The sequence below is a fragment of the Geodermatophilus sp. TF02-6 genome, from assembly GCF_003319115.1.
In the GTDB taxonomy this organism is placed as follows: Bacteria; Actinomycetota; Actinomycetes; order Mycobacteriales; family Geodermatophilaceae; genus Geodermatophilus.
Genome location: NZ_QOHF01000019.1, coordinates 42,410 through 65,599, shown reverse-complemented (window position 1 = coordinate 65,599; position 23,190 = coordinate 42,410). Strand labels below are relative to the sequence as shown.

20 protein-coding genes are annotated in these 23,190 nt (G+C 75.4%); 4 read left to right on the top strand and 16 right to left on the bottom strand.

Translation table 11 applies throughout. The annotated features are described in order from the left end of the window. Positions 1–63 precede the first annotated feature (63 nt). The 11 genes from aroB to DQ238_RS16800 all read right to left on the bottom strand — a co-directional run bounded on the left by aroB (position 64) and on the right by DQ238_RS16800 (position 12,200). Complete coding sequence (gene aroB, locus DQ238_RS16850) at positions 64–1,152, bottom strand: 3-dehydroquinate synthase (RefSeq protein WP_113782415.1); 1,089 nt, start codon at positions 1,150–1,152, stop codon at positions 64–66. Between the two features lie 67 nt (positions 1,153–1,219). Further along, positions 1,220–1,756, bottom strand: coding sequence for a shikimate kinase (locus tag DQ238_RS16845; RefSeq protein WP_113782414.1), 537 nt, complete (start codon positions 1,754–1,756; stop codon positions 1,220–1,222). Then, a complete protein-coding gene (gene aroC / locus DQ238_RS16840; RefSeq protein ID WP_113782413.1) occupies positions 1,753–2,946 on the bottom strand; it encodes a chorismate synthase in 1,194 nt (397 codons plus the stop codon). The genes DQ238_RS16845 and aroC overlap by 4 nt, the downstream gene beginning before the upstream one ends. Before the next feature lie 138 nt (positions 2,947–3,084). After that, a complete protein-coding gene (locus tag DQ238_RS16835) occupies positions 3,085–3,744 on the bottom strand; it encodes an A24 family peptidase (protein WP_199506411.1) in 660 nt (219 codons plus the stop codon). A 5-nt stretch (positions 3,745–3,749) separates the two neighbouring features. After that, positions 3,750–4,580, bottom strand: a complete 831-nt coding sequence (locus DQ238_RS16830) for a shikimate dehydrogenase (RefSeq protein ID WP_113782412.1) — start codon at positions 4,578–4,580, stop codon at positions 3,750–3,752. Next, positions 4,573–6,327, bottom strand: coding sequence for an endolytic transglycosylase MltG (mltG, locus tag DQ238_RS16825; RefSeq protein ID WP_233496040.1), 1,755 nt, complete (start codon positions 6,325–6,327; stop codon positions 4,573–4,575). The genes DQ238_RS16830 and mltG overlap by 8 nt, the downstream gene beginning before the upstream one ends. 43 nt (positions 6,328–6,370) lie before the next feature. Next, positions 6,371–7,033 (bottom strand): Holliday junction resolvase RuvX, encoded by a 663-nt coding sequence (gene ruvX, locus DQ238_RS16820; protein WP_113782411.1) that lies wholly within the window; start codon positions 7,031–7,033, stop codon positions 6,371–6,373. Between the two features lie 5 nt (positions 7,034–7,038). After that, on the bottom strand, positions 7,039–9,753 hold the full coding sequence (gene alaS / locus DQ238_RS16815) for an alanine--tRNA ligase (RefSeq protein WP_113782410.1): 2,715 nt from the start codon (positions 9,751–9,753) through the stop codon (positions 7,039–7,041). Between the two features lie 60 nt (positions 9,754–9,813). After that, on the bottom strand, positions 9,814–10,101 hold the full coding sequence (locus DQ238_RS16810; RefSeq protein ID WP_113782409.1) for a hypothetical protein: 288 nt from the start codon (positions 10,099–10,101) through the stop codon (positions 9,814–9,816). Beyond that, the gene (locus tag DQ238_RS16805) at positions 10,101–10,631 is read right to left on the bottom strand and encodes a DUF948 domain-containing protein (RefSeq protein ID WP_113782408.1); all 531 of its coding nucleotides are present in this window, start codon (positions 10,629–10,631) and stop codon (positions 10,101–10,103) included. The genes DQ238_RS16810 and DQ238_RS16805 overlap by 1 nt, the downstream gene beginning before the upstream one ends. A gap of 210 nt (positions 10,632–10,841) precedes the next feature. Continuing rightward, entirely contained in the window at positions 10,842–12,200 is a 1,359-nt protein-coding gene (locus tag DQ238_RS16800) for a replication-associated recombination protein A (RefSeq protein WP_233496039.1), read from the bottom strand. Positions 12,201–12,236: 36 nt separating this feature from the next. Between DQ238_RS16800 and DQ238_RS16795 the strand changes: the two genes are divergently transcribed. Further along, positions 12,237–13,097, top strand: a complete 861-nt coding sequence (locus DQ238_RS16795; protein ID WP_113782407.1) for an aldo/keto reductase — start codon at positions 12,237–12,239, stop codon at positions 13,095–13,097. A gap of 207 nt (positions 13,098–13,304) precedes the next feature. Continuing rightward, entirely contained in the window at positions 13,305–14,195 is an 891-nt protein-coding gene (locus tag DQ238_RS16790; RefSeq protein ID WP_233496038.1) for a DUF559 domain-containing protein, read from the top strand. A gap of 57 nt (positions 14,196–14,252) precedes the next feature. On the opposite strand, the gene aspS is transcribed toward DQ238_RS16790, so the two are convergent. The 4 genes from aspS to DQ238_RS16770 are packed head-to-tail and all read right to left on the bottom strand — an operon-like array spanning position 14,253 to position 19,004. Continuing rightward, a complete protein-coding gene (aspS, locus tag DQ238_RS16785; RefSeq protein ID WP_113782406.1) occupies positions 14,253–16,028 on the bottom strand; it encodes an aspartate--tRNA ligase in 1,776 nt (591 codons plus the stop codon). Between the two features lie 35 nt (positions 16,029–16,063). Continuing rightward, entirely contained in the window at positions 16,064–17,050 is a 987-nt protein-coding gene (locus DQ238_RS16780) for an aldo/keto reductase (protein WP_233496037.1), read from the bottom strand. After that, a complete protein-coding gene (hisS, locus tag DQ238_RS16775) occupies positions 17,047–18,312 on the bottom strand; it encodes a histidine--tRNA ligase (RefSeq protein ID WP_113782404.1) in 1,266 nt (421 codons plus the stop codon). The genes DQ238_RS16780 and hisS overlap by 4 nt, the downstream gene beginning before the upstream one ends. Next, positions 18,309–19,004 carry an MBL fold metallo-hydrolase gene (locus DQ238_RS16770; RefSeq protein WP_113782403.1) on the bottom strand — a complete coding sequence of 232 codons (696 nt, stop codon included), beginning with the start codon at positions 19,002–19,004 and terminating at the stop codon, positions 18,309–18,311. The genes hisS and DQ238_RS16770 overlap by 4 nt, the downstream gene beginning before the upstream one ends. A gap of 159 nt (positions 19,005–19,163) precedes the next feature. Here DQ238_RS16770 and DQ238_RS16765 point away from each other — a divergent pair, with 159 nt between their 5' ends. Both DQ238_RS16765 and DQ238_RS16760 read left to right on the top strand, forming a co-directional pair. Then, entirely contained in the window at positions 19,164–19,985 is an 822-nt protein-coding gene (locus DQ238_RS16765; RefSeq protein ID WP_113782402.1) for a peptidylprolyl isomerase, read from the top strand. Beyond that, the gene (locus DQ238_RS16760) at positions 19,985–20,638 is read left to right on the top strand and encodes a class I SAM-dependent methyltransferase (RefSeq protein ID WP_113782401.1); all 654 of its coding nucleotides are present in this window, start codon (positions 19,985–19,987) and stop codon (positions 20,636–20,638) included. The genes DQ238_RS16765 and DQ238_RS16760 overlap by 1 nt, the downstream gene beginning before the upstream one ends. 45 nt (positions 20,639–20,683) lie before the next feature. On the opposite strand, the gene DQ238_RS16755 is transcribed toward DQ238_RS16760, so the two are convergent. Beyond that, positions 20,684–23,140, bottom strand: coding sequence for a bifunctional (p)ppGpp synthetase/guanosine-3',5'-bis(diphosphate) 3'-pyrophosphohydrolase (locus tag DQ238_RS16755; protein WP_113782400.1), 2,457 nt, complete (start codon positions 23,138–23,140; stop codon positions 20,684–20,686). Between the last annotated feature and the right edge of the window lie 50 nt (positions 23,141–23,190).

The following is a 23,190-nucleotide window of genomic DNA, read 5'->3' as shown; positions in this document are numbered from 1 at the left end:
CCGTCACCTCGCCCACCGACACGTCGCCCACCGTCACCTCGCCCACCGTCACCTCGCCCACCGTCACCTCGCCCCCGACACCGCCGCCCACGCGGCGTCGAGCCAGGCCTGGTCGGGGTCGGCGAGGATGCGCGGGTTGCCGATCCCGTCGAGGACGACGAAGCGCAGCGACGCGCCGCGGGCCTTCTTGTCCACCCGCATGACGGCCTGGATGCGGTCCCAGTCGCCGGCGTGGCGGGTGGGCAGGTAGCGGGTGGGTAGGCCGATCGCGGCGACCAGCCGGCGGTGCCGGTCGACCTCGTCGCGGGTGAGCAGGCCGGCCTGCCCGGCCAGCTCGGCGGCGAACACCAGCCCGACGGCGACGGCCTCGCCGTGCCGCCAGCCGAAGTCCTCCACCCGCTCGATGGCGTGGGCCAGGGTGTGCCCGTAGTTGAGGAACTCGCGCACGCCGGTGTCGTAGAGGTCCTCGCCCACGGCGGCGGCCTTGACCCGCACGGCGCGCTCGATGAGCTCCCCGGTGGAACGGCGGCCGGTCGGGTCGGCGTCGAGCAGCTCGAGGATCGCGGCGTCGGCGATGAGGCCGCACTTGACCACCTCGGCCAGCCCGGCGCGGAACTCCGCCTCGGGCAGCCCGGCGAGGGCGTCGGTGTCGGCGAGGACGGCGGCCGGCGGGTGGAAGGCGCCGACCAGGTTCTTGCCGGCGCCGGTGTTGATGCCGGTCTTGCCGCCGACCGCGGCGTCGACCATGCCGAGCACGCTGGTCGGCACCTGCACGACCCGTATCCCGCGCAGCCAGGTGGCGGCGACGAACCCGGCCAGGTCGGTGACCGCGCCGCCGCCGACGCCGACGAGGGCGTCGGAGCGGGTCAGCCCCAGCCGGCCGAGCTCCTCCCACAGCCCGGCGGCGACCGCGGCGGTCTTGGCCGCCTCGCCGTCGGGGACGACGACGGCCTCGGCGGCCACACCGGCGGTCTGCAGCGTCTCGACCGCGGCGCCGGCCAGCCCGGCCAGCGGCGGCGCGTGGACGACGGCCGCGCGCGCGGTGCCGGCCAGCACGGTGGCGGTCAGGAGGCCCAGCTCGACCTGCGCCCCGGGCCCGATGACGACGTCGTACGGCTCCTCACCGGGGACGGTCACCCGCCTCGACGTCACCGGTCCGCTCCGGCAGGGCGCTGCGCTCCCCGCTCCGGGGTCCGGCCCGCCTCCGCGGTCGGTCCGTTCACGGGCCGACCCGCTGCGGGCAGACGGCGGCGGCCACCTCGGCGACGACCGCGCCGGGCTCGCGGTCGCCGGTCGCCACGGTGAGGGTGGCCACCTCCGCGTAGAGGGGGGCGCGGGCGGCGAGCATGGTGCGCAGGGTGGCCCGCGGGTTGAGGCCCAGCACCGGGCGGGTGCGGCCGAGCCCGACCCGCTCGGCGGCCGAGGCCAGGTCGACGTCGAGCCAGACCACGGTGCCACCCCCGCGGCCGTAGCCGACCAGCCGCTCCCGGGTGGCGGCGCACAGCACCGCCCCGCCGCCGAGGGCCAGGACGCCGTCGTGCTCGGCCAGGGCCCGCGCCACCGCCTGCTCCTCCAGCGCGCGGAAGTGCGGCTCGCCGTGCTCGACGAACAGGTCGGCGACGGTCTGGCCGGCGGCGGCCTCGACGTCGGCGTCGGTGTCGCGGAACGGCACGCCGAGCAGGTCGGCCAGCGCGGTGCCGACGGTCGTCTTGCCCGACGACGGCGCCCCGACCAGGACCAGGACCGGGCCGGTCACCGGACGACCAGCGCGTCGAGGTAGGCGCGGGCGTTGCGGCGGGTCTCGGTCAGCGAGTCGCCGCCGAACTTCTCCAGCGCGGCGTCGGCCAGCACGAGGGCGACCATCGCCTCCATGACCACGGCGCCACGCGGTACCGCGCAGGCGTCGCTGCGCTGGTTGATCGCCACGGTCGGCTCCCCGGTGGCGACGTCCACGGTCGACAGGGCCCGCGGCACGGTCGAGATCGGCTTCATCGCGGCCCGGACGCGCAGCACCTCGCCGTTGCTCATGCCGCCCTCGATGCCGCCGGCGCGGTCGGAGAGCCGCTGGGTGCGCGCCCGGCCGTCGGAGGTGGGCGCGAGCACGATCTCGTCGTGGGCCACCGAGCCGCGGCGGCGGGCGGTGGCCAGCCCGTCGCCGACCTCGACGGCCTTGACCGACTGCACGCCCATCAGCGCGGCGGCCAGCCGGGAGTCCAGCCGGCGGTCCCAGTGCACGTGGCTGCCCAGGCCCGGCGGCAGGCCGTGCACCACGACCTCGACCACGCCGCCGAGGGTGTCGCCGTTCTCGCGGGCGTCGTCGACCTCGGCGACCATGAGCGCGCTGGTGGCCGGGTCGGCGCAGCGCACCGGGTCCTCGTCGATGCGCGGGTTGTCGTGCGGGCCGGGCAGCACGCCGTCGGGGACGACGACCGGCCCGATGCCGACCACGTGGCTGACCACCTCGACGTCGAGGGCCTGGCGCAGGAAGGCGCGCGCGAGCGCGCCGAGGGCGACCCGGGCGGCGGTCTCCCGGGCGCTGGCCCGCTCCAGCACCGGCCGCGCGTCGGCGAAGCCGTACTTCTGCATGCCGGGCAGGTCGGCGTGGCCCGGGCGGGGCCGGGTCAGCGGCGCGTTGCGGGCCTGCCCGGCGAGCACCTCGGGGTCGACCGGGTCGGCGGCCATGACCGTCTGCCACTTCGGCCACTCGGTGTTGCCGACACCGACGGCGATCGGCCCGCCCAGCGTCTGCCCGTGCCGCACTCCGCCGGTCAGCGTGACGACGTCCTGCTCGAAGGACATCCGCGCGCCGCGGCCGTGCCCGAGCCGCCGGCGGGCCAGGTCCAGGTCGAGGTCGGCGGTCTGCACCCGCACGCCGGCGGGCAGCCCCTCGAGGATGGCGGTGAGCTGCTGGCCGTGCGACTCACCGGCGGTCAGCCAGCGCAACATGCCCCGGATTGTGCCAGGAGGAGGACCCCCTTCCTCCCCACCCCTCGCAAGCTCGGTAGAAGGACCTCCTGCCCCCCGCCACTCGCAGGCTCGTGACGGGCCCCTGCAGGAGGGCCGCCGAGAAGGGGGCCCGCCCCTTCACCCCAGGGGCACCGGGCCCTCCAGGGCCAGCGCGAGGACGGCGCCCACCAGCAGCGGTGGCCCGAACGGCAGCGCGGTGCGCCAGCGGGCGCGGCCGGTGGCCAGCAGCGCCAGGGACACGAGCGCGCCGGTCAGCAGCCCGAGGAACACCCCGGCCAGCAGCGCGCCCCAGCCGACCCAGCCCAGCACCAGGCCGAGCAGGCCCAGCAGCTTGACGTCGCCGTAGCCCAGCCCCTCGGGCGAGACGAGCGCGGCGAGCGCGGCGAGGCCGAACGCCGCCGCGGCGGCGAGGACGGCGCGCAGCAGCGCCGGCCACGTGCCGAGCAGGAGCGCGTCGAGCAGCAGGGCGGCGGCGACCGCGGCGTACGCGGGGAAGGTGACCCGGTCCGGCAGCCGGTGGACGGCGAGGTCGACCGCGCCGAGCACGACGCCGGCCGCGGCGGCCCAGGCCAGGCCGACGGTGGCCGGGCGCCACCCGGTGAGCAGCAGCGCACCGGCGAGGGCGGCGGCCACCAGCACGGTGGTGACCGCCGTCCGCAGCGGGCCGGCCCCCGTGGCGTCGTCGCGCAGCGCCAGGCGGACCGACGCGCGGGCCAGCTGCGGGCCGAGGGCCAGCGCGCCGACGGCGGCGACCGCGAGGACGGTGGCGGGAGGCACCCGGCTCAGCGGGCGTCGAGGACGGTGTCGAGCGCGGCGCGCATGGCGGCGATCGGCGCGGGCTGCCCGGTCATGAGCTCGACCTGCACGGTGGCCTGCCAGAACAGCACCTCGAGGCCGCCGACCACGGTGCCGCCGACCGCGGCGACCCGGGTGGCCAGCGGCGTGGGCCAGGGGTCGTACAGCACGTCGAGGACGGTCTGTTCGGCGTGCCAGGGCAGCGCGGCGACGGCGTCCTGCCCGCCGACGGGCACGGTGCTGACCACGACGTCGGCGTCCACGACGGCCCCGGCCAGCGAGACGGCCGTCGTCGGGACGGCGAGGGTGGCCAGCACCCGGAGCAGGTCGGCGCCGCGCGCCGGCTCCCGGACGACGACGTCCACGTGCTCGGCGCCGAACGAGGCCAGCGCCACCGCGGCGGCCGCCGCCGTCCCCCCGGCGCCGACGATCGCCGCCCGGCCGACCTCGGTGACGCCCGCTGCGCGCAGGGCCGTGCCGATGCCGGCCACGTCGGTGTTCTCCGCCCGCCACCCGGCGTCGGTGCGGACGAGGGTGTTGGCTGCGTGCAGCAGCCGCGGCAGCGGCTCGACGACGTCGGCGGCGTCGACGGCGGCCTGCTTGCAGGGCATGGTCACCGAGAAGCCGCGCCACTCCTCGCCGAGCCCGGCGAGCAGGACGGGCAGCTCGTCGGCGCCGACGTCGAGGGCGTCGTAGGTCCAGTCGGTCAGGCCGAGCGCGGCGTGGGCCGCCCGGTGCAGCAGCGGGGACAGCGAGTGGCCCACCGGGCGGCCGAGGACGGCTGCCCGCCGGGACCCGGGACCGGCCCGGTCAGCCACCGCAGCCGAGGCCGGCGGCGGCGCAGCGCTCCCGCGCCGCCTGGAACTGTCCGTAGTCGGCCGTGAAGAAGTGTCGCCCGTCGGCGGACTCGAGCACGTAGTACAGGAGGTCCCCGGTGGTGGGCGCCAGCGCCGCCTCGAGGCTGGCCTCGCCGGGGTTGCTGATCGGCGTCGGTGGCAGACCGGGGCGGGTGCGCGTGTTGTACGGGTCGTCGGTCTGCAGGTCGGTGACGGTCAGGTCGTTGCCGTTCTTGCCCAGCCCGTAGGCGATGGTGGCGTCGATGCCGAGCGCGATCCCCCGGTCGAGCCGGTTGTAGACCACCTGCGCGACGTCTCGCCGCTCGTCGTCCAGCCGGGTCTCGGACTGCACCATCGAGGCCACGGTGACCACGTCGTACGGCGACCGGCCGGCCGCGGCCGCGCGCTGCTCGAGCTGCAGGCGCGCGGCGGTGGCGGTGAACTGGCCGACCATCTCCCGGAGCACGTCGGCGGGGGTGTCGTCGGGCGTGAACTCGTAGGTGGCCGGGAAGAGGAAGCCCTCCAGCTGACCGCCCGCGTAGGCGGGCAGGCCCAGCGCGGCGGGGTCGGCGGCGGCGGCCTCGAAGTCGGCCAGCGGCCGGCCGGTGTCCTCGGCCAGCCGCTCGAGCACCGCCCGGACGGTGAAGCCCTCCGGGATCGTCACCCGCGTGACCTGTCGGGTGGCCGGGTCGAGCAGCAGGTCGAGGGCCGCCTGCCCGCTCATCTGCGCGCGCATGGCGTAGACGCCGGGCTGGATGCCGGTCGCCGCCGGCTGGGTCTCTGCAGCGTCGACGAACGGGCCCACCGAGGCGATGACCCCTTGCGTCTGCAGGGTGCGGGCGATGTCGCTGAGGGTGTCGCCCTCGGCGATCCGCACCTCGACGCTGCCGCTCCCCTGGCCCGTGTAGTCCTCGTCGGGCGGGTTCACCAGGCCGATCAGCGCCTTTCCGCCGAGCACGATCCCGGCCACCAGGCCGGCGAGGACCGCGAGGGACAGGACGACGGCCAGCGGGCTGCGCCGGCGGCGGGGCCGGCGCGCCCCGCCGGAGGACCGGTCGCCGGAGCCCCCGTCGAGGTCGCCCTGGTCGCGTCGGGACCGGCGCCGCGGTCGGCGGGGCTCCTCCGTGCCGGCGGTGCCGAGCACCTCCAGGCCGCCGGTCGAGTCCTCGTCGTCCCAGGCCCGGTCGTCCCGGGCACGGTCGTCCCGGGCACGGTCGTCCCGGGCGTGCGGGTCCAGCGGCTGGGCGCCGGTGTCGTCGTCGTGCGGGCCGCCGGGCACCCCGGGGACGGCGCCCACGGGCCGGGCCACGGTCGCGTCGTCGTCGGGGGCGCCGTCGGCGCGGCGCTGCAGGCGCGACCAGGTGCCCGCCGGCCGCGGGGGCAGGTCGGGCAGCGGGGCCGACGGGTGCGCGGGGCGCTCGGGGTCCGCCGGGTCGCCGGAGCGCAGCGCGGCGCCGGCGACCGTGCTGCCGGCCGGGCGGACCAGGGGGCCGGTGCTGCGGTCGTCGTCCGGGGTGGTGGGCCGGGGGCCGGAGGGGCGCTGCGCGGCTCCCGGCCGCGGCGCCTCCTCGCGCGGACGGACGCCGGCCGGGGGGGCGGCGGCCCGCGGGCCGGCCGGCCGCGCGGGTGCGGGCGTCCCGCCCGGGACGTCGGGAGAGGCGTGCCGACCCTGCCGGTACGGCGGGGTCGGGTCGCTCACCGGCCCGCCCCGCCGGCGCTCGTCGGCCACGCCGGCGTCGCCGCTGTGCTCGGCGGTGAGCTCGCGCGCTCGTTCACGTGCGCTCCCGCTGGGCGTCCAGGTAGGCCTGGAGGATGACGACGGCCGCGGCCTGGTCGATCACCCCGCGCTGCTGACGGCTGTCGAGACCGTTCGCCCGGAGGGAGCTGGCTGCGGTCACGGTGGAGAGCCTCTCGTCGACGAGGTGCACGGGCACGGAGCCGATGCGCCCGCCCAGGGCCCGAGCGTAGGCACGGGCCTCCCGCGCCGAGGCGCCCGACGCACCCGAGAGGTGCCTCGGCTCCCCCACGACCACCTCGGTCACCTCGTGTTCCGCCACGAGGGCGGCGATGCGGTCCAGGTCGGACTCGTCACGGGCCCGCCGCACCGTCTCCAGCGGGCTGGCCAGCGTCCCCGTCGGGTCGGAGATCGCCACGCCGACGCGGACGGTGCCCACGTCGAGGCCCAGCCGGCGTCCCTGCCGCGGCCGGCGGGGCGGGATGGGCAGGCCACCGGGCAGCCCGCCGGACAGGTCGATCTGCGCGGTCTCGTGCCGCACCGGCGGGAACCCGGCGGACAGGTCGATCTGCTCGGTGCGGTGGTGCACCGGCTGGGCGGGGTTCGACCGGGGTCGGACCGGCGGGGGTGGCGGCACCGCCGGGCGGCGCACCCGGCGCTGCCCCACCGGACCCGTGTCGTCGGGGCGCTGCTCGGACACCTCGCTCACCTCCCTGCGGCGGTCGCGACCGCCTGTTCGCCGGCCTGCAGGGCCGCCGGGATGCCCGCGGGGTCGGTTCCGCCCCCCTGGGCCACGTCCGCCTTCCCGCCGCCCCGGCCACCGACCGGGGGCGCCGCCGCGCGCAGCACGTCACTGGCGGACAGCCCGCGCTGCTGGGCGGCCGGGTTGAGGGCGGTGACGAGGGCCACCTTGCCCCCGGACTCGGACGCGAGCAAGACGACACCCGGACGGTCGGCGGGCAGCCGGCCGCGGACGTCGAGGGCGAGGCTGCGCAGGTCCCCGCCGGACAGGCCGCCGGGCGAGCCGGTGACCACGGCGACCCCGCCGACGTCCCGGGCCCCCGCGGCCAGTTCCCCGGCCGCGGCGAGGGTCTGCTGGGCGCGCAGCTCGGCCAGCTCCTTGTCGACGTCGCGCAGCCGGGCCAGCATGCCGCTGACCCGCTCGGGCAGGTCGTCGGTCGGCGTCTTGAGCATCTCGCCGAGCTGGCGGACCAGGTCGCGCTCGCGGGCCAGGTAGCGGAAGCCCTCGAGGCCGACGACGGCCTCCACCCGGCGGGAGCCGGAGCCCACCGAGGACTCGCCGGTCAGCGCCAGGGTGCCGATCTGCGCGCTGCCCTGCACGTGGGTGCCGCCGCAGAGCTCCCGCGACCACGGCCCGCCGATCTCCACGACCCGGACCTGCTCGCCGTAGGTCTCGCCGAACAGCGCCAGGGCGCCGATCGCCTGCGCCTCGGGCAGCGTCATGTAGGTGGCGCTCACCCGGTGGTCGGCGCGGACGGCGGCGTTGGCGACGTCCTCGATGTCGTGCCGCTGCTGCGGCGTGAGCGCGCCCTGCCAGGCGAAGTCCAGCCGCAGGTAGCCGGGGCGGTTGTAGGAGCCCGACTGCAGCGCCTGCGGGCCGAGCACCTGGCGCAGCGCGGCGTGCACCACGTGGGTGCCTGAGTGCGCCTGGCAGGCCGACAGCCGCCACTCGCGGTCGACCTCGGCGACCAGCTCGGCGCCCTCGCGGAGCTCACCGTCGAGCACCCGCACCTGGTGGGCGACCAGGCCCCTGATCGGGCGCTGCACGTCGAGGACCTCCGCGCGCCCGCCGTCCCAGACGAGGACGCCGGCGTCGGCGACCTGGCCGCCGGACTCGGCGTAGAACGGCGTCCGGTCGAGCACGACGCGGGTGATCTCGCCGGGGCCGGCGACCGCCGCGCCCTCGTCGGCCAGGTCGTCGGCCAGGTCGTCGGCCAGGTCCGAGACCACGCCCACCACGCGGGAGTCGGTGCGCAGGGTGTCGTAGGCCCGCCAGTCGGTGGGCCCGTGCTCGGCCAGCAGCCGGCGGTAGGCCTCGACGTCGACCGCACCGGTCCTCTTGGCGCGGGCGTCGGCGCGGGCCCGGTCGCGCTGCTGCTGCATGAGCGCGCGGAAACCCTCCTGGTCGACGGTCACGCCCTGCTCGGCGGCCATCTCGAGGGTGACGTCGATGGGGAAGCCGTAGGTGTCGTGCAGGGTGAACGCCTGCTCGCCGGAGAGGGTCGGCGCGCCGGCCCGCTTCGCCTCGGCGACCGCGGTGTCGAACAGGGTGGTGCCGGTGGCCAGGGTGCGCCGGAACGCCTCCTCCTCGGCGTAGGCGACGCTGGCGATCCGGGCGAAGTCGGTCTCCAGCTCCGGGTAGCTGGCCTTCATCGCGTCCTTCGACACCGGCAGCAGCTCCGGCAGGGTGGCCTCGTCGACACCGAGCAGCCGCATCGAGCGGACGGCGCGGCGCAGCAGCCGGCGCAGGATGTAGCCGCGGCCCTCGTTGCCGGGGGTGACGCCGTCGCCGATGAGCATCAGCCCGCTGCGCACGTGGTCGGCGACCACCCGCAGCCGGACGTCGTCCTCGTGGCCTTCCCGCCCTCCCCGGCCGTAGGCGACCCCGGCGAGCTCGGCGGCGCGGCGCAGCACCGGCGCCACCTCGTCGATCTCGTAGAGGTTGTCCACGCCCTGCAGCAGGTAGGCCACCCGCTCCAGGCCCATGCCGGTGTCGATGTTCTTCTTCGGCAGGTCCCCGACGATGCGGAAGTCCTCCTTCGACCTCACGTCGGCGAGCTCGTACTGCATGAAGACGAGGTTCCAGATCTCGAGGAACCGGTCCTCGTCGACGACCGGGCCGCCGTCGGGGCCGTGCTCCCGACCCCGGTCGTAGTAGATCTCGCTGCACGGGCCGCCCGGCCCGGGCTGGCCGGTGTGCCAGTAGTTGTCCTTGAGCCCGCGGCGCTGGATGCGCTCGTCGGGCAGCCCGGCGATCCGCTTCCAGGCCTCGGCGGCCTCGTCGTCGTCCAGGTAGACGGTGACCCAGATCCTCTCCGGGTCGAAGCCGAGCCCGCCGTCGTCCACCGAGCCGGTGACCAGCTCCCAGGCGTACCGGATGGCGCCGTCCTTGAAGTAGTCGCCGAAGGAGAAGTTGCCGTTCATCTGGAAGAACGTGCCGTGGCGGGTGGTCTTGCCCACCTCCTCGATGTCGAGGGTGCGCACGCACTTCTGCACGCTGGTCGCCCGCGGGTAGGGCGCGGGCTCCCGGCCGGTCAGGTACGGGATGAACGGCACCATCCCCGCCACGGTGAACAGCAGCGAGGGGTCCGGCGACACGAGCGAGGCGCTGGGGACGACGGTGTGGCCCCGGGCGGCGAAGTGCTCCAGGAAGCGGCGGCGGATCTCGGCGGTCTGCATCAGGTCCTACTCTGGTCTCTCGCTCTGGTCTCTCGGTCGGGGCGGACCGGCGTCGGGGGCTCAGCGGTCGACGGCGGGTACGCCTCGGGCGGCCGGCAGGTGCAGCCGGGCCGATGACGGCAGCGGGGCGGTCAGCCCGGTCTGGGCGCGCAGCTCGGCCTCCCGCTCGGCGGCGGCGGCACGCACGTCGGCGCCGAACTCACCGATCGCCCCGGCGAGCTCGTGCAGCGCCTCGGCCAGGGAACCGGCGACGCCCTGCGGGGTCAGCCGCTCGGCCACCCGGGACAGCCGGCGCATCGCCAGGGCGCCCATGGTGGTCCCCATCCCGAGCCAGAACAGCCGACGCATCACACCGTCCCCCGGGCTCCCTGCCGCGCGGTGCGCAGCGCGCGGCGCAGCTCCCGGTCGGAGCGGGCGGCCTCGGCCAGGGCACGCTCGGCCAACCGGCGCCGGGTCGCGGCGCGCAGGCCGTGACCGTACGCGGCCACCTTGATCAGGGATCCGCCGACCGTGGCGGCGACCACGCTCGTCTGCGGAGCCTCGAAGCCCGCCGAGGGGGCCGTGCCGGGCGACGGGGCCGTGCGGGTCGCCGGGACGCTGCCGGTCGCCGGGGCGCTGCCGGTCGACGGGGCGCTGCCGGTCGCCGCACCCGGCACCTCGTCCCGGGTGTCGTCGACCCGCTCGGGAACGCCCCGACCGGAGGGGACCGCCGGCGGGGCGGAGCGGAAGCCGGACGCGGCCTGCTCACGAGCCTCGCGGATGGCCAGCGTCGCCTCGTCGAGCGTGCGACCCAGCTTGAGCAGCGGCACGGCGAGCAGCCCCACCAGCAGCAGCAGAGCCAGCGCTGCGACCAGTCCCGCCCACTCTCCTGGGGACACGAGGGGCCTCCTGTTCTCCGGATCGGCTCGTCTCGGCGCGGACGTGCGGCGCCGATCGGGGGACGTCGGCCCGGCCAGATCACAGTAGCCGGGGCGGCCGGACGCCGTCCGTGCCCCACCGGGGACTCGGCGACCACGCCGGACCATGCCGTCGGTCAGTCCCCGCAAGCGGGAGGTGCCCCATCCGCGCCCCGGTCCGTTCCCCGCCCGCTACCCCTCGGGGAACGGCTGCCGTCTGACGATCGCCCGCAGCTTCCCCAGTCGGGCGGCGATCGGGCCCTCGGCACCGCGCGTGGTGGGGCGGTAGTAGTCGCGGCCGACGAGGGCGTCGGGCGGGTACTGCTGCGGCACGATCCCGTCGGGCGTGTCGTGCGGGTAGACGTAGCTCCCGCCGTGGCCCAGCTGCTTCGCCCCGGCGTAGTGGGCGTCGCGCAGCCCGGGCGGCACCGGCCCGGCCAGCCCGGCGCGGACGTCGGCGATCGCCCGCTCGATGGCGGTGTAGGCGGCGTTGGACTTCGGCGCGGTGGCCAGGTGGACGACGGCCTGCGCCAGCGGGATCCGCCCCTCGGGCATGCCGAGGAAGGCCACCGCGTCGGCGGCCGCGACCGCGGTCTGCAGCGCCGTCGGATCGGCCATGCCGACGTCCTCGCTGGCGGAGATCACCAACCGGCGGGCGATGAAGCGCGGGTCCTCCCCCGCCTCCACCATGCGGGCCAGGTAGTGCAGCGCGGCGTCGACGTCGGAGCCGCGGATCGACTTGATCAGCGCGCTGGCGATGTCGTAGTGCTGGTCGCCGGACCGGTCGTAGCGGACGGCGGCCTGGGCGACCGCCGTCTCCAGGGTGTGCAGGTCGACCTCGGTCGCGCCCGCGGCCCGCGCCGCGCCGGCTCCGGACTCCAGGGCGGTCAGCGCCTTGCGGGCGTCGCCCCCGGCGACCCGGACCAGGTGCTCCTCCGCCTCCGCGGTCAGCGTCACCGCGCCGTCCAGCCCGCGGTCGCTGGTCAGCGCCCGGCGCAGCACGGTGCGGACGTCGTCGTCGGACAGCGGCTGCAGGGCGAGGACCAGGCTCCGGGACAGCAGCGGGCCGACCACGCTGAAGTTGGGGTTCTCGGTGGTCGCGGCGACCAGGCTGACGATGCGGTCCTCGACCGCGGACAGCAGGCTGTCCTGCTGGGTCCTGGAGAAGCGGTGCACCTCGTCGATGAACAGCACGGTGCGCCGGCCGGCGTAGTTGAGCTCGCGCTTGGCGGCGGTGATGACCGCGCGGACCTCCTTGACCCCGGCGTCGAGGGCGGAGAGCTGCACGAACTGCCGCCGGGTGGCCAGGGACACGACGTGCGCCAGCGTCGTCTTGCCGGTGCCGGGCGGGCCGTACAGCACCACCGACATGGGCTCGTCGCCCTCGACCAGCCGGCGCAGCGGGGCGCGGGGGCCGAGCAGGTGCTGCTGGCCGACGACCTCGTCCAGCGAGCGTGGCCGCATCCGGACGGCGAGTGGCCTCCCCACCCGCCCAGCACCCGGGTCGACACCGACGCCCTCCTCGGCCGGCTCGTCGAACAGCGAACTCACGGGTGAGGACGCTACCCGGGGGGCACGACAGGTCCCGTGCAGCAGCGACGCATCGGAGACGTGACCGTGGGCGCCATCGGCCTGGGGGCGATGCCCCTGTCGACCAAGTCCGACCGCCCGACGCCGGAGGAGGCCGAGGCGGTGGTGCACGCCGCGCTCGACGCCGGCGTCACCCTCGTCGACACCGCCGACGCCTACGCCGCCGGCGAGGCCGAGTTCGGCCACAACGAGGAGCTCGTGGCCCGGGCGCTGCGCTCGTACGGGAGGTCCACGGACGACGTCCTGGTCGCGACCAAGGGCGGGCACACCCGGCGCGGCAGCGACTGGGAGCTCGACGGCTCCCCGGCGTACCTGCGCCGGGCGTGCGAGGCGTCGCTGCGCCGGCTCGGGGTCGACGCGATCGGCCTCTACCAGTTCCACCGGCCGGACCCGGCCACGCCGTGGGAGGAGTCGATGGGCGCGCTGCGGGCCCTGGCCGACGACGGGCTGGTGCGCATGGTCGGCGTCTCCAACGCCGACGTCGCCCAGATCGACGTCGCCCGCTCGATCGTCGGCCCGGCGCTGGTCGGCGTGCAGAACCAGTACTCCCCCGGCTGGCGGAACTCCCGCGACGAGCTGGCGCACTGCGCGGCGCACGGGCTGGCCTTCCTGCCGTGGAGCCCGTTCGGCGGCGTGTCCTCGGCCGGGTCGCTGTCGTCGACGGCACCCGCGTTCAGCGAGGTGGCCCGCGAGCTGGGCGTCTCGGTGTACCGGGTGACGCTGGCCTGGCACCTGGCGCAGGCCGACGTCGTCGTCCCGATCCCGGGCGCCTCCCGGCCGTCGTCCATCGTCGACTCGGCCGCGGCGGCGGACCTGCGGCTGACCCCCGAGCAGCTCGCCCGCCTCGACGCCGGCTGAACCCCGCGCCGTGATCCTGGTGCCGTAATCCCCGCGCCCGTCCCCCTCGCGCCGTGACCATCGGCGGGTGGCTGCGCCCGCCGGGCGAGTCGGGCAGCCACCCGCCGATGATCACGGAAGCGGCACCGCTGTCCACAGGGCTCACGCGGCTCCACAGCCTTCCATCGGCTCGTCCGCGCACGGTGCAGCCGGGGCAGCGTCGACCGCATGTCCCTGCCCCCGGCCTACACCACCGCCTCCGCCCGCGCCGCCGGGCTGACCCGGGCCCAGCTGCGCGGCTCCCGGTTCGTCCGGCTGGCCCACGACTTCGTCGTGCGCCTGGACGACGCCATCGACCAGCGGGAACGCCTGGCGCTGCTGGCCGGCCTGCTCCCCGCGGACGCCGCCTACAGCCACGGCACCGCGGCGGCGCTGCTCGGGACGCACGTCGACATGCCGGTCCGCGCCCACGTCGCCATGACCCCGCGCCGGGTGCTGCCCCAGCGCGCCGAGTTCGTCGTCCACGCGCGCCGGCTCACCGAGGAGGACGTCGTCGTGCACCGCGGTCTGCGGACGACGTCCGGGCCGCAGACCTGGCTCGACCTCGCCGAGCGCCTCCCGTCCCACGAACTCGTCGCGGTCGGCGACGCGCTGATGCGCGGCGGTCACCTGCCGGCCGAGGCGCTCGCTCGACGTCTGGAGCGCGCGACCCGGGTCCGCGGTGTGGTGCGCGTGCGGCGGTGCGCGCCCCTCCTCACGCCGAGGTCGATGTCCCGCCCGGAGAGCCTGGTGCGGTACTGGCTGGTCACCAGCGACCTGCCGGACCCGCAGCAGCAGGTCGACGTCCGTGACCGGTGGGGGCGGGTCGTGGCGCACGGCGACCTCGGGTACGAAGAGTGGAAGGTGCTGGTGGAGTACGAGGGTCGGCAGCACGCGGAACCGGAGCAGTTCGGCAAGGACATCGACCGGTACTCGCTGATGGCCGCGGACGGCTGGCTGGTGCTCCGGTTCGCCGCACGGCACGCGGAGTTCCCCACGGTCGTCGTCGACCGCACGCGCCGAGCACTGACGAGTCGCGGCTGGCGGCCCGGGATGCCTCGACCATCGGCAGGTGGCTGACCGACACGCGGACAGCGGCAGCCACCCGCCGATGATCACGACGGGGCTGCGGCGGCCTCAGCGGGTCGGGTCGCTCGGCCCGGGGGCGCCGGGCTCGCCGGGCAGGGGCGGCTCCTGCGGCTTCGCGTCGATGCCGGCCTCCTTGCGCTGCGCCTCGGTGATCGGCGTCGGCGCACCCGTCAGCGGGTCGTACCCGGCGCCGGTCTTGGGGAAGGCGATGACCTCCCGGATCGAGTCGACGCCGGCCAGCAGCGCGGTCAGCCGGTCCCAGCCGAGCGCGGCGCCGGCGTGCGGCGGCGGGCCGTAGGAGAACGCCTCGAGGAAGAACCCGAACCGCTCGCGGGCCTCCTCCCGGGACATCCCGAGGGTCTCGAACACCCGCTCCTGCAGCTCCGGGTCGGCGATGCGGACCGAGCCGCTGGCCAGCTCGTTGCCGTTGACCACCAGGTCGTAGGCGTCGGACAGCGCGTTCGCCTTGTCCTCGGCGAACCGCTCCCGCCACTCGGGGGTGGGCGAGGTGAACGGGTGGTGCGTGAACGTCCACTCGCCGTCCTCGAGCTGCTCGAACATCGGGAAGTCGACGACGAACAGGAACGACCACGTGCCGGGCTCGATCAGCTCCAGCCGGCGGGCGATCTCGTTGCGCGCCGCGCCGAGCAGCTCCTGCGACGAGCGGCGGGGACCGGCGGCGAAGAACACGCAGTCGCCGGGCTGCGAACCGACGGCGGCGACCAGCCCCTCGCGCTCGGGCTCGGAGATGTTCTTGGCGACCGGCCCGCCGAGGGTGCCGTCCTCCCCGACGGTCACGTACGCCAGCCCGCGGTACCCCCGCGAACGGGCCCAGTCCTGCCAGGCGTCGAACGCCCGCCGCGGCTGCGAGCCGCCACCGGGCATGACCACGGCCCCCACGTAGGGGGCCTGGAAGACCCGGAACGGCGTCTCGGCGAAGAACGACGTCAGCTCGGTGAGCTCCAGCCCGAACCGCAGGTCGGGCTTGTCCGAGCCGAAGCGGTCCATCGCCTCGCGGTAGCTCATCCGCGGGATCTCCGGCACCTCGTACGAGGCCAACTCGGCCCACAGCGCGCGGACGACGTCCTCGATCACCCCCAGCACGTCGTCGCGCTCGACGAAGCTCATCTCGAAGTCCAGCTGGGTGAACTCCGGCTGCCGGTCGGCGCGGAAGTCCTCGTCCCGGAAGCAGCGGGCGATCTGGAAGTAGCGCTCCAGCCCGCCGATCATCAGCAGCTGCTTGAACAGCTGCGGCGACTGCGGCAGCGCGTACCACTTGCCCGGCTGCAGCCGCACCGGGACGACGAAGTCGCGCGCACCCTCGGGCGTGGAGCGGGTCAGGTCCGGCGTCTCCACCTCGACGAAGCCGTGCCGCGCCATGACCCCGCGGGCGATCCGGTTGACCTCGCTGCGCAGCCGGATCGCCCGGGCCGGCCCCTGCCGGCGCAGGTCGAGGTAGCGGTACTTGTAGCGGACGTCGTCGCTGGCGGCCTGATCGGTCTCGACCGGGAACGGCAGCGGCGCGGACGGCGCGAGGACCCGCAGCTCGGTGGCGACCACCTCGATCTCCCCGGTGGGCAGCTCGAGGTTCTCGTTGCCCTCCGGCCGCCGACGCACCTCGCCGGTGACCAGCACGCAGAACTCGTTGCGCAGCGCGTGGGCCTGCTCCTCGCGGACGACGACCTGGACGTAGCCCGAGGCGTCGCGCAGGTCGACGAAGACCACGCCGCCGTGGTCGCGGCGGCGGGCGACCCACCCGGCGAGGGTGACGGTGGAACCGGCGTCGGACGCGCGCAGCGTGCCGGCGTCGTGGGTGCGGAGCACTGGGGTGTGCCTTTCTCAGGTCTCAGGGAGCGGAGTCACCAGCGGTCGTGCACGTGGGCGCGGATGCGCTCGTCGTACAGCCGCTCGAGGTCGGCCAGCTGGGTGTCGGTCAGGGGCGGCAGCGCGGCGGCGGCGACGTTGCCGCGCACCTGCGCAGGCGTCCGGGCGCCGGGGATGACCGACGTGACGCCGGGCTGGTCGATCACCCAGCGCAGGGCGAAGGCCGCCGTCGGGGCGTCGCCGGCGATCTCGGCGACCTCGCGGGCCGCCTGCACCCCCACCTCGAAGGGGACGCCGGAGAAGGTCTCTCCGACGTCGAAGGCCTCCCCGTGGCGGTTGAAGGTGCGGTGGTCGTCCGGCGGGAACTGCGTCGACTCGTCGTACTTACCGCTCAGCAGACCGCTGGCCAGCGGCACGCGGGCGAGGACGCCGACACCCGCCTTGGCCGCCGCGGGCAGCAGCTCCTCGGTCGGCTTGCGCCGGAAGACGTTGAGGATCACCTGGATCGACTGCACCCCCGGGTGCTCCAACGCGGTCAGCCCCTCGGCGACGGTCTCCACCGAGACGCCGTACGCGGCGATCGAGCCGTCGGCCACGAAGCCGTCGAGGGTGTCGTACACCCGCCCGTCTGCGTAGACCGCGGTCGGCGGGCAGTGCAGCTGCACCAGGTCCAGGGTGTCGACGCCGAGGTTGCGGCGGGACCGGTCGATCCAGGCGCGCAGGTTCTCCGGCGTGAACGTGGCGGCCTCGAACGGGTCTGCGCGGCGGCCGGCCTTGGTCGCGACGAACGGCCGCTCCGCGCGGGCGACCAGCGCCTTGCGGATGCGCTGCTCCGAGCGCCCGTCGCCGTAGACGTCGGCGGTGTCGAGCAGGGTCACCCCGGCGTCGAGGGCGGCGTCGAGCACCTCGGCGGCGGTGTCGTCGTCGACGTCCCCCCAATCGCCGCCGAGCTGCCAGGTGCCCAGGCCGACGACGCTGACGTCGGCCCCCGTCCGGCCGAGCGGCCGCTGCTCCACGCTCACGTCCCCACCGTTCCACGAACCCGTTCGGACAGCTCACCGACCGGGACGGCGGTCTGCTCGCCCGTGCGCAGGTCGCGCAGCTGGCCGACGCCCTCGGCCAGGTCGCGTTCGCCGATCACCACCGCGTGCGAGGCGCCCGACCGGTCGGCGGCCTTCATCGCGCCCTTGAGCCCGCGGTCGCCGTACACCGTGTCCGTGGCGACGCCGGCCGCCCGCAGCCGCCCGACCAGCCGCACCGCCACGCGCTTGGCCGCGGGCCCCAGCGGCACGACGAACACCTGCACGCCGGTCGAGGGCACGATGTCCAGGCCCTCGGCCTGCACGGCCAGCAGCGTGCGGTCGACCCCCACGGCGTAGCCGATGCCGGAGACGTCCGGCCCGCCGAGCGCCGCCGACAGCCCGTCGTAGCGGCCGCCGCCGCCGATCGCCGACTGAGCGCCCAGCCCGGAGTGCACGAACTCGAACGTCGTCTTCGTGTAGTAGTCCAGCCCGCGCACCAGCCTGGGCGCCTCGGTCCAGGTCACGCCGAGGTCGGTGAGGTACTGGCGGACGGCGTCGTAGTGCACCCTCGCCGAGTCCGAGAGGTGGTCGACCACGACCGGCGCGTCCTCGAGCTGGGCCTGCACCTCGGGGCGCTTGTCGTCGAGCACCCGCAGCGGGTTGATCTCCGCCCGCCGGCGGGTCTCCTCGTCGAGGTCGAGCTTCGCGAGGTACTCGACCAGCTGCTCGCGGTACTGCGGCCGGCAGGTCGCGTCGCCCAGCGAGGTCAGCAGCAGCTCGAAGTCGGTCAGCCCCAGGTCGCGGAACCCCTGCACCCCCAGCGCGACGACCTCGGCGTCCAGCGCCGGGTCGTCGACGCCGAGGGCCTCCATGTCCACCTGGGTGAAGTGCCGGTACCGGCCGGCCTGGGGCCGCTCGTAGCGGAACGCCGACCCGACGGTCCACAGCTTCACCGGCAGCGCAGCGGTGTGCAGCCGGTGCTCGATGAACGCGCGCATCAGCCCGGCGGTGAGCTCGGGGCGCAGGGTGAGCGAGCGCCCCGCCCGGTCGGCGAAGGTGTACATCTCCTTGGTCACCACGTCGGTGGACTCGCCCACCCCGCGGGAGAAGACGGCGGTCTCCTCGAACACCGGCGTCTCGACGTAGCCGTACCCGGCCCGCCGCAGCGGCGCGGTCAGCGTCTCGCGGACGGCGAGGAACCGCTCGGACTCCGGCGGCAGGACGTCGAAGGTGCCCTTGGGGGCACGGAGGACGTCGGTCACAGCCCCCGTCCCCTCGGAGCGGGCCCGGCACCCGCCGCTGCCTCGGCCAGGTAGGGGTTGGTGGCCCGCTCCCGCCCGATCGTGGTCGCCGGCCCGTGCCCGGGCAGGACCACCGTCTCGTCGTCCAGCGGCAGGACGACGTCCCGCAGCGACGCGAGCATCGCCTCCCACGAGCCGCCGGGCAGGTCGACCCGGCCCACCGACCCGGCGAAGAGCACGTCGCCGGCGAGCAGCCCCGGGGCGTCGTCCAGGTCGAGGGAGAACACCACCGACCCCTGGGTGTGCCCGGGCGCGTGCCGCACGGTCAGCTCGACCCCGGCGAGGGACAGCACGGCGCCGTCGTCGAGCGGCCGCACCTCCGACGGGTCGGGCAGCGCGACGCCGGTGATCAGCGGGGCCAGCTGCGGGCCGTGCCAGCGAGCGGGGTCGGCCAGCATCCCGAAGTCGCTCGGGTGCAGGTAGGCGGGGATGTCGTAGCCGTCGCAGACCGGCAGCACCGAGAAGGTGTGGTCGAGGTGGCCGTGGGTGAGCACGACGGCGACCGGCTTGAGGCCGTCCTGGGCCAGCATCCGGGCCAGCGGCTCGACGGCGTCCATGCCGGGGTCGACCACCACGCACTCCTGCCGCGGCCCGGAGGCGACGGCGTAGCAGTTGGTGCCGAACGCGCCGGCCGGGAACGAGCGGATGAGCACCCGTGCAGGTTACGCGCGGCGCTCCGGGCCCCTCCGCTGCCAGGGAACGGCCAGGCGCGACACCTAGACTCGCGGACCGACCAGCGTTGCGCGGGCGCCCGCTTAAGCCCGCCTCCCGCGTTCCGCCGCAGCAGCCGTCCGTCCGAGGAGTTCCCACCCGTGCCGAGCAACAAGCAGCGACGGCAGGCCGCCCAGCGGCGGCTGCAGCGCCAACTCGAGCGCCGTGCCGCGCTGGCCCGCAAGCGCCGTCGCAACCTGCTCATCGGGGTCACCGCCGTCGCGGTGCTGCTCGTCGTCGGCGCCGTCTGGCTGATCACCGGCGTCGGGGACGACGAGAGCGTCGACGCCGCCGCGGCCTCGAGCAGCGCCGCCCCCACCAGCCCCGCGGTCGTCGACGGCAGCGACGGGACGTGCGACTGGACCCCCGCCGACACGGCCAGCAACCCGAACCTGCGCGCCGACACCGGAACCCCGCCCACCGAGGTCACCCCGACCGGCACCACCGCGGTCACCATGACCACCAACGTCGGCGCCATCGGGCTGACCCTGGACAACGCCAAGGCCCCGTGCGCGACGGCGAGCATGGTCTACCTGGCCCAGCGGGGCTACTTCGACGGCACGACCTGCCACCGCGAGACCGACTCCGAGGGCCTGGAGGTGCTGCAGTGCGGTGACCCCAGCGGCACCGGGAGCGGCGGACCGGCCTACCAGTTCCCCACCCAGGTGACCGGGACCGAGACCTACCCCCGCGGCACGTTGGCGATGGCCAACAGCGGTCAGGGCTTCGACGGCAGCCAGTTCTTCCTCGTCTACGGCGACAGTCAGCTGCCGCCGGGCTACACCGTCCTGGGCACGATCGACGACGCGGGGCTGGCCGTGCTCGACGCCATCGCCGCCAACGGCAACGACGGCAGCAACGGCCCCGGTGACGGCAAGCCGACCCAGGAGGTCCGCATCGAGTCGATGACGGTCGCCGGCTGATGCCCCCGACCGGGGACGGCGACCGCTACGCCGGGTTCCCGCCGGGCTTCTTCCAGCGCGCCGACGAGCGTCCCGACGCGCTCTTCTACGCCCCGCCCCGGCTGGTGACGCACCTCGACGACGCCGCGATCGCCGCGGTGGGCGAGCTGTACGCCGAGCTGGGCATCGACGGCGCCGCGCCCGGCCCGCGCCGGGTGCTCGACCTGATGTCGTCGTGGGTGTCGCACTTCCAGACGCCGCCGGCCGAGCTGGTGGTGCTGGGGATGAACGCCGAGGAGCTGGCCGCCAACCCGGCGGCGACCGAGCGGTGCGTCCACGACCTGAACGCCGACCCGCGGGTCCCGCTGCCCGACGACGACGTGGACGCGGTGGTCTGCTGCGTGTCGATCGACTACCTCACGCAGCCGATCGAGGTGCTCGCCGACGTCGGCCGGGTGCTGCGGCCGGGCGGGCCGCTGGCCATCACCTTCTCCAACCGGTGCTTCCCGACCAAGGCCGTCCGCGGCTGGCTGGCGACCGACGACCGGCAGCACGGGGCGATCATCAGCGAGCTGATCCGGCGCACCGGACGGTTCACCGAGCCGACGGTGACACTGCGCACCCCGCCGGGTACGGGCGACCCGCTCTACGCCGTCGTGGCCACCGCTCTCTGAAGGACCCCCTCCAGGGCGCCTCCGCAGGCTCAGGGGGTCCCTTCTTCAGGCGGTGACCCGCACGACGTCGAAGACGCCCTCCACGCTGCGCACCGTCTGCAGCACCGCGCCCAGGTGTGCGGGGTCGGCGAGCTCGAAGGTGAACCGGCTGATCGCCACCCGGTCGCGGCTGGTCTGCACCGACGCCGACAGGATGTTGACCCGCTCGTCGGCCAGCGCCCTGGTGACGTCGGAGAGCAGCCGGTGCCGGTCGAGGGCCTCCACCTGGATGGCCACCAGGAACACCGAGCCGGGCTGGCTGGCCCACTCCACCTCGACCAGCCGCTCGGGCTTGCGCTTGAGGTCCTCGGCGTTGGTGCAGTCGGTGCGGTGCACGCTCACCCCGCCGCCGCGGGTCACGAAGCCGAGGATCTCGTCCCCGGGGACCGGGGTGCAGCACTTGGCGAGCTTGGCCCACACGTCGCTCATGCCGTGCACGACGACCCCGGGGTCACCGCCGGCCGGGCGCCGGTGCGCCGGACGCCGCATGGGGATGGTGGTCTCGGCGATGTCCTCGACCGCGCCCTCGGTGCCTCCCAGCGCGGCGATCAACTTCTCGACGATGGACGAGGCCGAGATCTGGTGCTCCCCCACCGCCGCGTACAGCGCGGTGACGTCGGCGTAGCGCAGGTCCTTGGCGAGGGTGGACAGCGCCTCGCCGCCGAGCAGCCGCTGCAGCGGCAGGCCCGCCTTGCGCATCGCGCGGGTGAGCGCCTCCTTGCCGGCCTCGACGGCGTCCTCGCGGCGCTCCTTGGTGAACCACTGCCGGATCTTGGTGCGGGCGCGGGACGAGCCGACGAAGGACAGCCAGTCCTTCGACGGGCCGGCCGTCGGCGACTTGGAGGTGAAGACCTCCACCACGTCGCCGTTGTTCAGCGTGCTGTCGAGCGAGACCAGCATGCCGTTCACCCGGGCGCCGATGCAGCGGTGCCCCACCTCGGTGTGCACCGCGTAGGCGAAGTCGACCGGGGTCGAGTCGCCCGGCAGGCTGATCACGTCGCCCTTGGGCGTGAAGACGAAGACCTCCTGCGGCCCGAGGTCGTAGCGCAGGGTCTCGAGGAACTCGCCGGGCTCCTGGGCCTCCCGCTGCCAGTCCAGCAGCTGGCGCAGCCACAGCATGTCGTCGCCCGAGCCGGGCCTGGCCGACCCGGACCGGGTGGACACGGCCCCGCCGGAGCGCTGCTTGTCCTTGTACTTCCAGTGCGCGGCGATGCCGTACTCCGCGGTGCGGTGCATGTCGTGCGTGCGGATCTGCAGCTCGACCGGCTTGCCCTGCGGGCCGATCACCGTCGTGTGCAGCGACTGGTACATGTTGAACTTCGGCATCGCGACGAAGTCCTTGAACCGGCCGGGCACCGGCTGCCAGTGCGCGTGCATGATGCCCAGCGCGGCGTAGCAGTCGCGCACCGAGTCGACCAGGATGCGGATGCCGACGAGGTCCCAGATGTCGGTGAAGTCCCGGCCGCGGACGATCATCTTCTGGTAGATCGAGTAGTAGTGCTTGGGCCGGCCGGTGACGACCGCCTCGATCTTCGCGGCCTTCAGCTGGTCGGTGACCGCGGTGGTGACCTCGGCGAGGTAGGTGTCGCGGGACGGCGCCCGCTCGGCCACCAGCCGCACGATCTCGTCGTAGCGCTTGGGGTAGAGCGTGGCGAAGGCGAGGTCCTCGAGCTCCCACTTGATGGTGTTCATGCCCAGCCGGTGGGCCAGCGGGGCGAGGATCTCCAGCGTCTCGCGCGCCTTGGTCTCCTGCTTCTCCGGCGGGAGGAAGCGCAGCGTGCGCATGTTGTGCAGCCGGTCGGCGAGCTTGATGACCAGCACCCGGGGATCGCGGGCCATCGCCACGATCATCTTGCGGATCGTCTCGGCCTGGGCGGCGTCCCCCAGCTTCACCCTGTCGATCTTGGTGACGCCGTCCACCAGGTGGGCGACCTCGGGGCCGAACGCCTCGGTGATCGACTCCAGCGTCTGCCCGGTGTCCTCCACCGTGTCGTGCAGCAGCGCGGCCACCAGCGTGGTGGTGTCCATGCCCAGCCCGGCCAGGACCGTCGCCACGGCCAGCGGGTGGGTGATGTAGGGGTCGCCGCTCTTGCGCTTCTGGCCGGCGTGCGCAGCGTCGGCGACGTCGTAGGCCCGCTGCAGCAGCGCCAGGTCGGCCTTGGGGTGGCTCTGCCGGTGCAGCGCGGCCAGCGGCTCCAGCACCGGGCGGACCAGGCCGCTGCGCTGCCCGGCCACGATGCGGCGGGCCAGCCGGTCGCGGACCCGGCGCTTGGGGACGCCCTGGGTGTCGGTGTCGCCCGCGGGTTGCGGCCCCGCGTCGTCCGGACGGTGGACCCCCGGGCGGCTCGGCAGCGGCGGCCGCTCGACCGGGGTGGGCGGCGCCGCCGGCGTGCCGTCCGGGGCGGGCAGGGCCGGCGCGTCAGGCCGCGGGACAGCCACGTGGGCGGTGGCGTCGGGGCCCATGGCGACTCCTGCAGGCCGGAGGAGGGAGGACCCTCATGGTAGTGGGACGG

Coding starts and splice junctions, on each gene's coding strand:
- alaS (WP_113782410.1), bottom strand. CDS start 9,753: ATGCAGACCGCCGAGATCCGCCGCCGCTTCCTGGAGCACTTCGCCGCC.
- DQ238_RS16760 (WP_113782401.1), top strand. CDS start 19,985: ATGCCCCCGACCGGGGACGGCGACCGCTACGCCGGGTTCCCGCCGGGC.
- DQ238_RS16790 (WP_233496038.1), top strand. CDS start 13,305: ATGTCCCTGCCCCCGGCCTACACCACCGCCTCCGCCCGCGCCGCCGGG.
- DQ238_RS16755 (WP_113782400.1), bottom strand. CDS start 23,140: ATGGGCCCCGACGCCACCGCCCACGTGGCTGTCCCGCGGCCTGACGCG.
- DQ238_RS16810 (WP_113782409.1), bottom strand. CDS start 10,101: ATGCGTCGGCTGTTCTGGCTCGGGATGGGGACCACCATGGGCGCCCTG.
- aroC (WP_113782413.1), bottom strand. CDS start 2,946: ATGTTGCGCTGGCTGACCGCCGGTGAGTCGCACGGCCAGCAGCTCACC.